The sequence below is a fragment of the Dictyobacter halimunensis genome, assembly GCF_036245075.1.
This window is the reverse complement of the sequence record NZ_BSRI01000002.1, coordinates 4582027-4596371: the sequence shown is the minus strand read 5'-3', so window position 1 is coordinate 4596371 and position 14345 is coordinate 4582027. Positions and strand designations below refer to the sequence as shown.

Genomic DNA, 14345 nt, shown 5'->3' with positions numbered 1-14345 from the left:
TATGGAGGACCGCCGGCTCCGCTGGCACCACACGAACGCTCAAGCTCTCTCAAGGCATTTAGGAGCGATGTGGTGTATTGAGTTTCTCATATAACTGATGGGCGATAGGAATGTCGGCGGCGGAAAAATCGTAGTGCTTAAGATCGCCGGGAGCGATCCATCGTATCTCGGCATGGACATTGAGCTGAAATTCGCCCGCCAGGTACGCCGTATGATAGGCCAGCAGCTCAATCTCGATATGTTGATAGCGGTAGACCGTCGAGCAGAAAAAATTGCCTATCTCGACCTCGACGCCGAACTCCTCCATCATTTCACGCTTGAGACATTGCTCCGGCGTCTCGCCAGGTTCAATTTTGCCGCCGGGAAACTCCCATTTGTGCTCCAGCACATCGCCCTCTTGTCGCCTGGCGATCAGAATTTTCCCATCCAACACAAGAATAGCCGCGGTAACCTTTTTCATCGACACGTTCTCCCTCATTTCAACCAAACGCCCCCTGTGGGTATCGGACTTGCCATAATACGTTCAACGTAAGGAAATGCAGAAAGAGAAAAAACCACAGTACGTGCGGGGCTTGCCCCCGCTTGCTTGCTTCCCACAAAGAAAAGCTCCTTCAAAGCGCCCAGGAACAGTTGCATGCGATGCATCGCATCATTTCCGTTGCTGTTTTGAGCGGCGAGCAAGGAAGCGGGGGCAAGCCCCGCACGTACTGCTTCTCTTTCTATTTCTGCATTTCCTTACGTTGAACGTATTGGGGCAAGTCCGACACCTACGATGATTGGTTGGTTTGCCAGACGCCGATGAACGATGCGGCGGCATGGCTAGTAGCGAGGCCGATGCGGCGGGCTCCCTCGGATATAGGAAATTCGGCGATTTCAGGCCCATCGAGGAAAACGTGAGCCCGGTCGGGCCGAACTTCCAGGCGCAGGGTATGCCAGCCATGGAGGTCGACGTTGGGCAGCGTCTGCGCGCTCTCTTCCCGTACTCCCTTGAGCCTCAAGGTGGCGCCTGTGGCTTCCTGCTGGAGCCAGATAATGATCGGCTCCCCCTCCTCGGCCTGCAATGCAAGGCCGATGGTACCTTCCCCGTTCTCGCCACTTCCCTGCTCCAACTTCATGGTAGCACCGCATTCAAACTGCGTGTAGCGAGAGCCTTTATAAATGACGTGGGTGCCGTTCGCAGCGCTGGTCTGGTGCAGCGCGTCGTCACGGACCTGCCAGTCCGCGAGAACACCGGACCAGCCCAGCAGAACTGGCGCGTGGTCTGGATTGAGGAACTCGTCGCGGAAGTGGTCGGTCAGGCTGATGCCGCTGAAGGCGGCCGAACAGGCGTCGGTCGTCAGGGCGAAGCTGTGGACCGGCCGGGACAGGATGGTCTCGATGGCTGGTCGGCCGTCGAAGCGAATGTCGAGCACGGAGCTGGACAGCGAGAGCAGAAGCTGATGCCAGCACTCAAGCAGGATGTCTTCCGGCAAGGGCCAGGACTGGCTGGCGCCGCTGGCTGTATCTATACAAACAAGCTGCCTATCGGCGGTAAGAAGGATTTGAAGCGGGCTATCGCTATCATCGCCGCGCAGCAACACACCATAGCCACCGGAGCCGCCCAGGTGTTTGAGGTTGATTTCAAGCAGCCAATCGCTGCCGAGTTGCACCTGCTGGCGCAGTTCAGCAGGTTGCGCGCGCTCGTCGCTCTGCGCCACCGCTTCCTCATCGGCCGAAATAGTCCAGTGGCCGGACAGTTGCCGCCAGGCTGGCTGGAGTTCGGGGGCATCAAAGAGATCGCGCAGGCGCGGCATGGCGGGGGCCGCCTGCGGCGTGTGGATCGGGGCCGGGGTCCACAGTTCATCGCCATGGAAAAAGAGGCGATCCAGGCACGGTTGGCGCACTTTCATGCCCGACTGGGTGGCGTGATAGGCGATGTAGTAATCGGCGTTGTTTGGCGCCAGCACCACCGAGTTGTGGCCGGGACCGATCAGCGACGCATCGCCATGCACGAGGCGGGGATCTCCCTGCCGCCCCGACCAGTCCTGCCAGGAGGTGTCGTGTAACCCATCAGGTCCCATGGGGGTATCGGACACCGCGTAGCTGATAGCGTAGTTGTCCCGGTAGTAGCAGCCGCCGGAATACATCTGATAGTAGCGTCCGCGCTGGCGCAGCACGGCCGGCCCCTCCACCGTGTACCAGTCGAGGCCACCCTTGGAGGCGCGCCGCTGCTCAAACAGTTGCCAGGGCTGCGTAGGACGCGTCACGCGCGTCAACGGTTCCTGCAGGGTAAAGGGATCGCGCAGGCGAGCGACGGCGTTGCCGCTACCGACCAGGCCAGACGCGGCATCAACATACTCGATGGTCATGTAGAGATACCACTGCCCATCGTCATCTTTAAAGACATGCGGATCAATGGCCCAGGGCACAAGATCCTTCGTCAACTCGTGGCCGCTATCGATGAAGGGACCCTCGGGCCGATCGGCGACGGCGACGCGAATGCCGCCCGCGAACTCCTCCGTATGTACCGCATAGTACATATAGAACTGGCCGTTATGCTCGGTCACTTCGGGCGCCCAGTAGAAGAAATGTGGGGATCCCAGGTGCGCCATGGCCTTGCCCACCTCGCGCCAGGACACCATATCGCTGCTGGTCAGAATAGGGAAGACACGGGAATGCTCCGCCGGATGGGCCTCGCCCTCGGTAGCGTACGCATAGTAGCGTCCCCGCACCTTCAATACAAATGGATCGGCAAAGCCCTTTGACCAGAAAGGGTTACACAATGCCTCCTGCTGCTGTACAGACATCACACGCTCCACCAGAAAATACCTCGCTCTTTCTATCGGCCTAACGGGCCAGTTCACCTTGCGATCCCTTTACAGAAGGAACGGGCTGAGGCTGCGTTGTTGGACCCTGGATATGAGGCTTATCGTCCTGCCAGGTAACGCGGTCGAGCCACATACAGCGGCTATCGCCACGCGATCCATCCGCATTGGTATTCCAGGCGTGATAGATGATCCAGGTCTGATCGCCAAGCTGGAACAGGGTCTGTCCACCGGGGCCGATGACGAAGGGGGACTTCTTCATCTGGCTGGCCAGAACGGGATTCTCGGCCGCCGGCTGGCAGGGTCCGGTCGGACTCTGGCAGAGGGCGTAACCGACGGCGTAGGACTCGTCGGCGTAGCTATTGGCGGAGAAGAAGAGGTAGTATTTCCCGTTGTGCTTGAACATGTTGGGAGCCTCCACCAGGTTACCCTCCCAGTTCTGATCGTTGTGGATCAGCTGAGCCGGCTTACCGATGAGGCTCAGGCCATCGGCCGACAGCTCCTGCACCCAGATATAGGTGGTCAGGCCGATGCTATTGCCGTCATTTTTGAAATAGAGGTAGAGCTTATCGCCATCGCGGAAAGGGGACGGGTCGATGGTCCCACCCTGATCGGGCTGGCAGATAAACGGCTTCGTGCTACTATCCTTGAACTTACCATCAGGCTTATCGCTGACCGCCACGCTCACGCACTGCACATTGGTCTGCGAATCGCGCAGTGTATAGTACATCACATACTGATTGCCGATCTTGATCACATCTGGTGCCCAGACGTAGGAGCCGCCCTGCACAGCCCAGGATGGCAGCGCCGGCAGCGCATCGGACAACATCTCCCAATGCACCAGATCGCTGGAGCGAGCCACCTGTATATTCTTGCCCGCCGCGTTGGTCGCGTATGAATAGTAATAATTGCCATCCTGGATAATACCAGGATCCGGGAAATCGCTATCGATCACCGGATTCTGGAAGGTCTGTTGCTGCATAGTTCCTGCCTTATTCTTTGCCGGAGTCTGCTGCCCCTGCTGCGCGCAGCCTGTGGTGATAAACAGCAACACCACAGGCAGGAGCAGAGATCCCAGCCACAACCTGATTTGATTCACCTGACTTGATTTGACGCTCTTACTGTAAGAACGAAGCAGTGAAGAGATCATCTCTTAACCTTTCAAGCCCGTATTGGCCACACTCTGGACGATAAAGCGCTGCAAGGCGACATAGATGATCAACACCGGAATCGCCACGATCACAGCCGCCGCCATGGTTGGTCCATACAGCGTTACATACGAGCTCTGCAGGGTACTCAGGCCGGGAGGAAGCGTATACATATTGGGGTCCTGCAACACCAGCAGCGGCCACAGGAAATCGTTCCAGCTGGCCAGGAAGGTAATCACAGCCAGAGTCGCCAGAGCCGGCTTCGACAGCGGCAGCACGATCTGATAAAAGGTCTGGAAGGTAGTGGCGCCATCGATCTGCGCCGCCTCCTCCAGCTCTTTCGGGATCGACTGGAAGAACTGGCTCAAGAAAAAGACGCCAAAGACGCCGGCCAGTCCAGGCAGGATCACGCCCGCGTAGCTATTGAGCAGTCCCAGGTTATAGATGGTCAAAAAGTTTGGGATCAAAAACATCAGGCCGGGCATAAACAGCGTCGCCAGCAAGATGGTAAAGAGCGTCTTGCGCCCCACGAACTCCAGCCGCGCATAGGCATAGGCGGCCAGCGCATCCAGGAACAGCGTCAGCACGGTGCTGACAGCGGCGATCCCCAGGCTATTCACGAACCAGCGGCCGATCGGCGTATCGGGATTGTTAAAGAGATCGGTATAGTTCTTCCAGGTAAAGCGTTTCGGGATCCAATAGATCTGCTGCAGGAACCATTCCGCCTTGGGCTTCAAGGATGTCGAGAGCATCCACAGCAGGGGCAGGATGATCAGCAGCGCGATAAAGATTAATACGATATAGATCAAGGTGCGCTGCCAGATGGTGTTTATCTGACGTTGGCGTCGCATATCCGCGCCAGGGCGCTGGCTCTTCGCGCGTGAATTGGCCGTCGTTGCCATTCTCAATACACTCCTTCTATTCTTGCAATGCTTTCACCAAAGGATCGCTTATGAACGCTCCCGGAAAAGGCGGAAGTTCCCATAAGAGATCACAATCATGATAACGGCGACGACTAAAGACATGGCCGCGGCACTACCCACGAAATGACGCACGATACCCTCATTGTAGATTTCATACATCACCGGCGTCGTCGCGCCGCTGCCCGAAGGCAGAGCGGGACCACCCTGGGTCATAATAAACGGCTGCCCGAACAGATTGAATGAGGCAATGATCGACGTAATCACGATAAAGAGCAGGATCGGTCGCAGCATAGGGAGTGTCAGGCTCCAGAACATATTCCATTTATTGGCCCCATCCACGCTGCCCGCCTCATACAGTTCAGTCGGGATACCCTGCAGGGCCGCCAGCAGAATGATCATATTGAAGCCCATCGTCCACCAGATAGTCGCGATCACGATAGAGACCCAGGCCCACGGCAGCGTCGACAGCCATTCCGGCGCCGGCAGATTCCACATGGTCAGGTAGGTATTGACCAGGCCGCCCGCGCTCTGGAAGATCCACCACCACAGCAGACCCACCACAGAGACCGAGAGCACCCACGGAGCGAAGTAGATCGTACGGAAGACGGTCACGCCCGGAATCTTGGCATTAAGCAACAGGGCCAGCAGCAGCGGAAGGACCACCAGCAGTGGCACACTATAGACCACGAACTGGACCGTATTCCACAGCGAGTTCCAGAAATTCTGGAAGGTCACGCTCCCCTGCGTAAAGAGATCCAGATAGTTCTGCAGGCCCACGAAAGCATTGGTCGCCGGCTGCAGATAATCATAGCGAAACAGACTAAGATAGAGTCCATTAAAGAATGGATAACCGATAAACATGACGAAGAAGATAAAATGCGGCAAGATAAACAGGTATGGGGTAAGCCGAAACTTGCGCGCCCCCCCTCTTCGGACAGTGGTATCATCCGCCACTTGTTGTGGCTGTATTACGCTCGACATTGATGCAGTCTCTCCGAATAGAAGCTATATCACGCCCCGACCCGCACATGGAAGGGCAAGTCTGGACGTGATACAGAAACGTACGTATCTACTCTACTTCTCGTTTATGATGCACAAGCCTGGCCGAATGCTCAGCAGCGCACCGACACACACCCTCTGAAGACTGGTTACTTCTTCGGTGTGGATCCGTACTTCTGCTGGTTCTGCTTCAGGATCTGGTTGGCCTGGTTAACCGAAGTATCCAGGGACTTCTGCAGATCCTGGCTCGTGCCCGCCATCACCGCGCCGACCGCATTGCCCAGCGGGGTAAAGGCATCGGAGATACCCGGCACCGAAGGTGGGAAGACAGGGTTCTCAGCCGATGGAGAGACCGCCTTCATCAAAGGAATGTTCTGGACGGAGGCATCGTTGCGTGCCTTGCGGTACGCGGGCAGGTCACCGCCCTGAGCCATCTTGGCCGAGTTGTCGACTACGTACTTAATGAAGGTCGCCGCCGCCGAACGGGTGCAGCTCGATGTATTGCTGCTTGGGATGGTCAGTGAACCCATACCAGCCCAGGTTGCAGGCTGCGTGCCGATCTGCGGGGTCGCCGCCGCCTCGCCCTTGAACTCAACGGCATCGCCAGTCACATTGGTGTCCTGCCAGATACCATTCCAGATCATACCGGCGCTACCAGCTTTGAAGGAGTTTACATCGGCATCAACTGGCAGTTTGGGCTGCGAGTATTTAGCCTGCGCATTCTTCATCCACTGCAGTGCCTTAAGGCCAGCGGGGCTATTCCAGGTCGCCTGTGTATTGTCGGCATTGAACTCGCTGCCGCCAAACTGATGCAAGAGCTGCTGGAAGATCTGCTGCACCGGGAAACCGGTGGTAATCTGGAAGCCATGCTTGCCACCCGTATTCATCGCGGCGGCCGCTTTCTGGAACTCAGCATCGTTCGTAGGGGGATTGCTGAGGCCAGCCTGCTTCAGCAGATCGGCATTGTAGAACATCGTCATAGTATTGATGAACAGAGGAATGCCATAGCGTTTGCCGGCCACTTCGTCCTGAGACCAGGCGCGGGCTGGGAAATCGTTAGCGCTATAGCCGATCTTCGGCATCACATCATCAATCGGGGAAATCACGTTGCGGAACGCCTGCGTCGCGATCTGGTCTTCATTAATGATCGCCACGTCGGGCAGGGTTTTGGATGCCGCAGCCGTATCCAGCTTGGTCGCGAAATTGTTCAACGGAATGATGCTCATCTTTACTTTACTATCGGGATGAGATGAATTGTACTGCGTTACCAGCTGCTGGACCACCGGGCCGTCAGGGCCGCTCAAAGCATTCCAGAAGGTAAGCTGTACGTTTGAACAATTGCTGCCGCTCTGCCCCGTGTTACTGGTCGATCCTGTGGAACCGCCACACGCGGACAGCACAACCGTAAGAATGGTCAACATGAGTGCAGACACACCCATCATCCTCTTTGACCCGTAAGACATATCCTGTCCTCCAATAAATACCATACAAACTCTGCGTTGAGCCTGGCCACTTTACATGCGATAAAGCCCATCAGTACATGACAACATGTCATTATATCGATCAGCATGTCGCCAACCCACCATAAATGAAAAATGACGGTGAGAGGTTCCTGAAGGAAAAGATAACGCCAGACAAACAACCTGCCAGGAAAAGATCTCCACATCCTATCCTATCAGGGCTATGCTTCGCAGCATGTCTATCTGTCGTATCTTTGATTATCGCGGTTCATGTTATAGTGTTTACAACGTTGTAAACACTATAACACGAGGGTATGAAAAAAGTCAATATTCCGGCTGCTTAATTTTTCCGTAAATGTTTGAATTCCTTCTTGCCAGCGAACGTGAAAAGGAAAATTTGACAGTTGAGCACGGCTATGCTACATTCTTCCTTATAAACTCAGGAAGAAGTCTCAAAAAGGAGAGAGAGGCGTGGGAGTGACATTAAAGGACGTGGCACAAAGGGCCGGTGTCTCGATCAAGACGGTATCGAATGTCGTGCATGGATATGAGCATGTCACACCTGAGATGCGGCAACGTGTCAACAAGGCTCTGGCGGAGCTCAATTATCAGCCGAATCTCCCCGCGCGCTATCTACGCAAGGGCCGTGTCAGTATTCTGGCGCTGGCGATCCCCTTTCTGACCAATCCCTATTTCTCTGATATCGGCAAGGCCGTCATCAACGCGGCTACCGCGCGCTCATATACGGTACTTATTGATTCTACGGATGGAGAGCGATCAAAGGAGACACTGGTCATCAACGGCATGTATCCGCACCTGATCGACGGCGTCATCCTCAGTCCGCTAGCTCTGGAGGCAGAGGATCTGCAGAAGCGGCGCGTCAATGTTCCGCTGGTGCTGCTGGGCGAGCGCCTGTTCAACGTCCCCTATGATCACGTGGTCATCGATAACGTGGCGGCGGCCAAACTGGCCACTCAGCACCTGATCAGCCTGGGGCGCAAACGGATCGCGGCCATCGGCGCGCAGGAGGTCAGCGCCGGGGACACCGCCCGCCTGCGCCTGCAGGGCTATCGGGAAGCCTTGATCGAGGCTGGCATGGAGTGGAATCCAGACCTGGTAATTCGCTCGGTTGAATATGATCGCATCGACGGCATTCGGGCCATGCACCAGCTGATGGAGCTGGAGACGCCGCCCGACGCGGTCTTCTGCTTCAACGACCTGCTGGCACTGGGCGCCATGCGCGCGCTCTACGAGGGGGGCTACCGCATACCCGAGGATGTCGCTGTGATCGGCTTTGACGATATCAAAGAGAGCCCCTTCTCGGTCCCCTCCCTCTCCACGATTGCCCCCAACAAACAGCAGATCGGCGACCTCGCCGTCTCCTTCCTGCTCGACCGCATCGAAGAGACCTACAGCGGTCCCCCGCGCCAGACGCAAGCGCCCTTCCAACTCATCGTACGCGAAAGCACCGCCGGCCGCCGGGCTTAATCGGACGCGAAGCCCGAACATATGGGAACGTTTTCGAGAAGCGAAGGGGAAATCGGGCGCAAAGGCCCGAACATATGGGAACGTTTTCGGACGAGATGGGGAAATCGGGCGCAAGGCCCGAACCTACGAGGGGCGCGGTCGCGGACGAGGGCGATGATCTGATCCTGAAGGAGGCTTTTATCCTGCTGGTCGTAGGTTGTGCGCGCCTGCTCGACCTCTTCGATGTAGCTTTCAGACCATGCACGTAGCGCCCAGATCGGATCGATCAACGTCCGGCCCAGAGGCGTCAGGGAGTATTCGACCATGGGCGGGATGACCGGGTAGATGACGCGCTTCACCAGGCCGTTACGCTCTAATTTGCGCAGCGTCTGCGTCAACATCTTCTTGGAGATGCCTTCAATATGCGCGTGCAGATCGCTGAAGCGCAGGGTCTCCTCCTGGAGGGCCACCACAACGAGCATTGTCCACTGGTCCGCGATCAATTCCAGCCCGCGTCGCGTCCGACAGTCCGGGTGAATAGTTGGTTCAACAGGCTTCTTTCTGGTTACCATGCGGTAACTATACCACTTTCTGGTACCTCCTTACAAGATAGAAGTAACTTCTCTATACTTCCTGATATCAGAGTTGTATTGTTCTCTTCGAGCGAGATAAAGAGATGATAGTCATAAAAAAGGAGTACAGGGATGCGAGCAAGCGTTGTGACTGAGTTTGGTGGGCCAGAAGTATTGAAGGTACGTGATGTTCCAACCCCTAAGCCGGGACCGGGACAGGTGGCGATCAAGGTATCTTACGCGGGCGTAAACTACGCGGAAACGATGGCGCGGCGTGGCGGACGACACAGCGAGCAGCCGCCGTTTGTGACTGGCCTGGATGTATCTGGATACATCCAGGAGCTTGGCGCAGGAGTCGAAGAGCTGCGCGTCGGACAGCCTGTAGCCGCCTTTACGGAGAGTGGTGGCTACGCGGAGATCGCCCTGGCCCAAGCGGTCCTGACCTTTCCCCTGGACGCGTCGGATAAGGAGATCGACCTGGCGACGGCGGCGGCCTTTCCCACCATAGTTCCCACGGCCTATGATCTGCTCGTCAATGTCGCGCGCATGCGACGGGGTGATACGGTGCTCGTTCATGCCGCCGCCGGTGGTGTAGGGTCCATCGCGGTCCAGATGGCGCGCTACCTGGAAGCAGGACAGGTTATTGGTACCGTGAGCAGCAGCGAGAAAGCAGACTACGCCAGATCATCTGGCTACGACCACGTGATCTTCTATGAGAACTTCCTTGAGGAGACGCGCGCGCTTACCTCAGGGCGCGGGGTTGATATCGTACTTGAAGCCATTGGAGAGCCAATTCGCAGCCAGAGCCTCTCGATCCTGGCACCGTTTGGGCGGCTCGTTATCTTCGGCAACGCCAACGATCCCCAGGGCAGACCGCAAGCCCTGCCGGCTACACCGGGCGCGCTCTTACTTGAGAGCAAGGCGGTCATGGGCTATAGCCTCGGCAGGTTAAGTGCTGTGGCCCCACAACTGGTAGCCACCACGGCGCGCCAGGCGCTCGACCTGGTCGCCCACGACCATATCAAGATCGATATCACCACTATCTTCCCTCTGGAACAGGCCAGCGAAGCCCACCGCCTCCTGGAATCGCGCGCCTCCACCGGCAAAATGCTGCTCCGCATCTAATTCCCAGGAAAAAGAAAACGACAGGCCAGTAATGAACATCAGAACGACAACGAAGCGATCCATGCCCATGGCGGCACAGAAGGTGGTGGTTACGGTGGCTATCCCCTACTCCCGATGACCGGGGGACGGCCGTGATCATCGACAAATAAAAAGTGAGTCGGGTGAAAGCATGCTTTACCCGACTCACTTTTTATTCTTTGCCGCCGTGGCTCTTGCCATGGTCGCCGCCATTGTGCTTTTCAGGACCCTTGCTATTATCGCCACCATGGTAATCGGGAACATCCTTTTTTACCTTCTCATGGTAATCGGGAACATCCTTTTTTACCTTCTCATGGTGATCGGAGCCATCCTTTTTTGCCTTCTCATGGCCGTGGGACTTAGCACTAGCGTGGCTGGTGGCCGGATTGGCTACCGGGGCCGGAGTGGTAGTAACGGGAACCGCCGTTTTGGCTGGCATAATAGGAGCCGCCGTGTTAGCTGGCGTAATCGGCGGGGGAGTCGGCATGACGGGCGCGGGAGTCGGCGTGGCGGTCGGCCTCGGGAGAAACGGTTTCCCGAGGTTGTTGCCCATATAGAGCGCCTGATCAAGGATTGGAGAGGTGCCATTAGTTTGCTGAACAATGCTGTTAGCAACAGAGGCATCGGGTATGGTATACGCATTATAAAACACGTGCGCCGACGCGCCCAGCGAGAGCGTGGCCATAGCCGCCAGCGCGGCGGCCGCCGCTACCACACTGCGGGGGCGTTTATGGAGCAGGACGCCGACGCGCTGCGTTGTTCTTTGGCTGTCCGCGCAGCGTCGCGCATAGGCAGCCAGCGCCTCTTGATAAGCCTGATCAAGAGCCTGCACCGACTGATAGCGGCGCGTCGGTTCCTTCGCCAACGTACGGAGAACCACCGCGTCCAATTCTGCCGGCACCTGGGAGTTGATCTGAGAAGGACGTGTTGGCTGCTTAGAGAGATGCTGCATAAAGGTTCCAACCGGGGTTGAGCCCTTGAACGGCACATCGCCGGTCAGCATCTGAAAGAGAATAATCCCCAGCGAGTAAATATCGCTGAGATAGGTCGCGTCCGCCTCGGCCAGTTCGGGCGCCATATAGGCAGCGGTCCCGATTAAAAAGCCGGTCTCGGTCAGGCTCTCGGCCACACTGCGGGTATTCTTAACCAGTCCGAAATCTGCCAGGTACGCAAAATCCCGGTCGCGCATCAGTATATTTGACGGCTTGATATCGCGATGAATGATGCCATGCTGATGAGCGTAGTACAGAGCGGATGAAATTTGATGCAAATATGTGCCCGTCTCCTCCAGGCTAAGGGGACCCGCTTCCGTCAGATCACGCAGGGTACCGTTAGAAACGTAGGGCATCACCAGGTAGCACCAGGAATCGAACTCGCCATGGTCCAGGGCTGGCAGAATATGATCATGGCTCAGAGAGGCCGCGGCGCGCACCTCCTGCTGAAAGCGCTGGCAATGCTCCTGGTTATTCGTAGGAACCAGTTTCAGCGCCACCTCCTGATCGGTATGGGTATCACGCGCCAGGTAGATATCGGACATCCCCCCTTTGGCGAGATGCCGAACGATAGTGTAATGCGCTATATTTGTATTTACTAAATTTTGCATAGTATTCTCGCTCTTCATAAATATAAAATCATATTTCCCTACATTGTTTACACGTATGTAGGAGGCGCTTCGTGCCACAAAATAGGCTATTTTTCTGGCAAAAATCCATTCTGGTGTAATGTCGCCATAGCGACATTACACCAGAATGGATTTTTGCCAGAAAGCGCTGTTTGTGAAAATGTGGTGGTCGACGTGATTCGGCGGGTGTTCGAATCTCGCAGCTGGCCGCAGGATCACCTGGCCGAAAAGGTAAATATCGTATGGAGCACCGCCCATGGATTGGTAACGCTAACGATGGCGGACCGCATCATCGGAGGCCAGAGCGAGGCCATGCACCTGCTTGAGCAGTCGATTCAGGATAGTCTGCTAGCCTGGGAACACGCAGCCCCGACATCCGCGCCGGGTACCTCCTCAGAGAGAAGATAGCTTCGTCGTAAAGTCTCATTCCCAGGATCGCATGGCATATGTTTTTGCCTATTAGTTACCAAAGGTCATTTAACAAACTTAGGTAAAAAAGAAAAGGAAATAATTGATCATGGAACTGTATCCCTATGCACTACTTCTCCATATCATTGGTGTTCTCGGCCTGTTTATCGCTATGAGTCTGGAGCTCATAATCGTAGCGCGGCTGCGCGGCGCGCAAACAACGACGCAGATGCGTGAGTGGATGGCTATCAGCCATGTGATTGGGACGGTGCTCCCCATCTCGGCCATCTTGATTCTCGCCAGCGGTCTCTTCATGGCTCTCACCACGTGGGGCTGGAATCAGGCCTGGATCGACCTCTCGCTGGGCATACTGGTCATTCTGGGCATACTGAGCCCGGTAATCAACGGTCCGCGCATGAAGGCCATTCAGAGAGCCATGGAAGATGCGCAGGATGGACCGGTGCCCGCCTCCCTGCGCAAGCTGACGATAGATCCAGTGCTGCAAGCCTATACACTACTCCCAGCGATCATGGCTCTGGGGGCGGTCGCGCTCATGGTCATCAAACCTGACTGGCTCGGCTCGACTGTAGTGATGATCATAGCCCTCGGCGTCGGCCTCATCGCGGGACAGCTATCGCTGAAAGCTTCACGCCGCATCCGGGTCGCTATGTAGAATAGAAACCAGGCGCATCCGGGCGCGAGTTAGCAGCGACACGGCGTGCATGCACGCCGTGTCGCTGCCGAGTGGGGAACGCTAGCATACTTATTGAGCAAGCCAGTTCCAGTGCCAGTTCTTGAATTCTCCTTGATGCAAAGCACGAATCTGGTTGCTCGGTCGAGGATCAATGCTGATAATTTCTGCCTGCAAACGCGCCGCGACCTCGGTTCCCCAATCAGCGGGCTTGGTAACGCTTGAAAAGGCGGACGTATCCTGGATATTATCAACATTCAAGATAGCCTGCCGCGCCTGGATATCGAGCCGGATCTCCAGGTGGTGCCACGCGGTGTCAGGTTTGAGGTAACCAATCTCTGCCCAGTGGCCCGCATCGGCATTGGCCTGCCAGGCATAGAGCTTACCAAAATCTGGCGCCCAGGGATTGAGCCGCCATTGAAAGGCCGCGCCATAATCAAGCCGGGTGTTAGCGCCGTCCCACACAAACAGGCCGCCTTCAAGCGTCTGAGCATTTTCGCTGGTATTGCTTGTAGAGGGAAGATATGGTAGCCGAAATGTATAACCCACCTCGTGAGCCGCCGTCAACGCCTGGCTATCAATGATCTTCTTGTAGGTAATGTTGTGAGCCATGATCACACGTCTCTGGATGTTGGCCTGCAGGAGACTGTAATCTGGCAAATTATCGGTCTCAATGTCACTGGTGGAAACGGGGGCTTCGCCGGGTGCGGCATAGATACCATCGCCAACGACCGTATCCCAGCCCGCAAAGTTTTTCCCGCCATAATGGTGGGTGGTCATATTCTGCTTCGCATAGGCCGATGTTGTATATGCCACGGCAAATAGCGACGCGAGACACACGACTAATGATCCAATAAGCGCGCCTTTGCCCAATATACGGTGAACGTTTGCCTTATTCTGCCTCATGAGCATCATTTCCTCCTTGAAATCAACTAAAAGCAAGTACTCTTCCTTAAGGACATCCTGTTGCCAGAGCGAAAAACGCGGTTCTATTCGCAATAGTAAATAAATCGCATGGAAAAGTCAACCTGCTCATGATAAAGAATATAACCACGACAGAATAATCTGCAAGCAAGTCATATATATACGAGCAGGAATAGACATCATAT

At 56.0% G+C, this 14345-nt stretch carries 13 protein-coding genes; 4 read left to right on the top strand and 9 right to left on the bottom strand.

The genetic code is table 11. From position 1 onward, the window contains the following. Positions 1-58: 58 nt before the first annotated feature. The 6 genes from AABA21_RS32885 to AABA21_RS32860 form a co-directional block, all read right to left on the bottom strand. The gene (locus AABA21_RS32885) at positions 59-460 is read right to left on the bottom strand and encodes a (deoxy)nucleoside triphosphate pyrophosphohydrolase (RefSeq protein WP_338256784.1); all 402 of its coding nucleotides are present in this window, start codon (positions 458-460) and stop codon (positions 59-61) included. Positions 461-767: 307 nt separating this feature from the next. Then, the gene (locus tag AABA21_RS32880; RefSeq protein WP_338256782.1) at positions 768-2786 is read right to left on the bottom strand and encodes a glycoside hydrolase family 43 protein; all 2019 of its coding nucleotides are present in this window, start codon (positions 2784-2786) and stop codon (positions 768-770) included. A gap of 40 nt (positions 2787-2826) precedes the next feature. After that, positions 2827-3954, bottom strand: coding sequence for a glycoside hydrolase family 43 protein (locus AABA21_RS32875; protein ID WP_338256780.1), 1128 nt, complete (start codon positions 3952-3954; stop codon positions 2827-2829). Between the two features lie 3 nt (positions 3955-3957). Then, positions 3958-4854 carry a carbohydrate ABC transporter permease gene (locus tag AABA21_RS32870; protein WP_338256778.1) on the bottom strand — a complete coding sequence of 299 codons (897 nt, stop codon included), beginning with the start codon at positions 4852-4854 and terminating at the stop codon, positions 3958-3960. A 48-nt stretch (positions 4855-4902) separates the two neighbouring features. Then, a complete protein-coding gene (locus tag AABA21_RS32865; protein WP_338256774.1) occupies positions 4903-5856 on the bottom strand; it encodes a carbohydrate ABC transporter permease in 954 nt (317 codons plus the stop codon). Positions 5857-6023: 167 nt separating this feature from the next. Next, positions 6024-7307: an ABC transporter substrate-binding protein gene (locus AABA21_RS32860; RefSeq protein WP_338256772.1), complete on the bottom strand. Its 1284-nt coding sequence runs from the start codon at positions 7305-7307 to the stop codon at positions 6024-6026. Positions 7308-7805: 498 nt separating this feature from the next. Between AABA21_RS32860 and AABA21_RS32855 the strand changes: the two genes are divergently transcribed. Continuing rightward, positions 7806-8822, top strand: a complete 1017-nt coding sequence (locus tag AABA21_RS32855) for a LacI family DNA-binding transcriptional regulator (RefSeq protein WP_338256770.1) — start codon at positions 7806-7808, stop codon at positions 8820-8822. Here AABA21_RS32855 and AABA21_RS32850 read toward each other — a convergent pair. Then, positions 8819-9373 (bottom strand): winged helix-turn-helix transcriptional regulator, encoded by a 555-nt coding sequence (locus AABA21_RS32850; protein ID WP_338256768.1) that lies wholly within the window; start codon positions 9371-9373, stop codon positions 8819-8821. The genes AABA21_RS32855 and AABA21_RS32850 overlap by 4 nt on opposite strands. 132 nt (positions 9374-9505) lie before the next feature. Between AABA21_RS32850 and AABA21_RS32845 the strand changes: the two genes are divergently transcribed. Then, complete coding sequence (locus tag AABA21_RS32845) at positions 9506-10498, top strand: quinone oxidoreductase family protein (protein WP_338256765.1); 993 nt, start codon at positions 9506-9508, stop codon at positions 10496-10498. Between the two features lie 190 nt (positions 10499-10688). Here the strand turns inward: AABA21_RS32845 and AABA21_RS32840 are convergent, their stop codons facing one another. Further along, positions 10689-12119, bottom strand: a complete 1431-nt coding sequence (locus AABA21_RS32840; protein WP_338256763.1) for a serine/threonine protein kinase — start codon at positions 12117-12119, stop codon at positions 10689-10691. A 153-nt stretch (positions 12120-12272) separates the two neighbouring features. On the opposite strand from AABA21_RS32840, the gene AABA21_RS32835 reads away from it, so the two are divergent. Together AABA21_RS32835 and AABA21_RS32830 are read left to right on the top strand one after the other, a co-directional pair. Beyond that, positions 12273-12545: a hypothetical protein gene (locus AABA21_RS32835; RefSeq protein ID WP_338256761.1), complete on the top strand. Its 273-nt coding sequence runs from the start codon at positions 12273-12275 to the stop codon at positions 12543-12545. Between the two features lie 109 nt (positions 12546-12654). Continuing rightward, a complete protein-coding gene (locus tag AABA21_RS32830; protein ID WP_338256759.1) occupies positions 12655-13218 on the top strand; it encodes a DUF2269 family protein in 564 nt (187 codons plus the stop codon). Between the two features lie 90 nt (positions 13219-13308). Here the strand turns inward: AABA21_RS32830 and AABA21_RS32825 are convergent, their stop codons facing one another. Then, a complete protein-coding gene (locus AABA21_RS32825) occupies positions 13309-14142 on the bottom strand; it encodes a hypothetical protein (protein WP_338256757.1) in 834 nt (277 codons plus the stop codon). Positions 14143-14345: the final 203 nt, after the last annotated feature.

What these genes read in the sequence shown, in the direction of transcription:
- AABA21_RS32885 (WP_338256784.1), bottom strand. Translation starts at nt 460, where the DNA reads ATGAAAAAGGTTACCGCGGCTATTCTTGTGTTGGATGGGAAAATTCTG.
- AABA21_RS32880 (WP_338256782.1), bottom strand. Translation starts at nt 2,786, where the DNA reads ATGTCTGTACAGCAGCAGGAGGCATTGTGTAACCCTTTCTGGTCAAAG.
- AABA21_RS32875 (WP_338256780.1), bottom strand. Translation starts at nt 3,954, where the DNA reads ATGATCTCTTCACTGCTTCGTTCTTACAGTAAGAGCGTCAAATCAAGT.
- AABA21_RS32870 (WP_338256778.1), bottom strand. Translation starts at nt 4,854, where the DNA reads ATGGCAACGACGGCCAATTCACGCGCGAAGAGCCAGCGCCCTGGCGCG.
- AABA21_RS32865 (WP_338256774.1), bottom strand. Translation starts at nt 5,856, where the DNA reads ATGTCGAGCGTAATACAGCCACAACAAGTGGCGGATGATACCACTGTC.
- AABA21_RS32850 (WP_338256768.1), bottom strand. Translation starts at nt 9,373, where the DNA reads ATGGTAACCAGAAAGAAGCCTGTTGAACCAACTATTCACCCGGACTGT.
- AABA21_RS32845 (WP_338256765.1), top strand. Translation starts at nt 9,506, where the DNA reads ATGCGAGCAAGCGTTGTGACTGAGTTTGGTGGGCCAGAAGTATTGAAG.
- AABA21_RS32840 (WP_338256763.1), bottom strand. Translation starts at nt 12,119, where the DNA reads ATGCAAAATTTAGTAAATACAAATATAGCGCATTACACTATCGTTCGG.
- AABA21_RS32830 (WP_338256759.1), top strand. Translation starts at nt 12,655, where the DNA reads ATGGAACTGTATCCCTATGCACTACTTCTCCATATCATTGGTGTTCTC.
- AABA21_RS32825 (WP_338256757.1), bottom strand. Translation starts at nt 14,142, where the DNA reads ATGAGGCAGAATAAGGCAAACGTTCACCGTATATTGGGCAAAGGCGCG.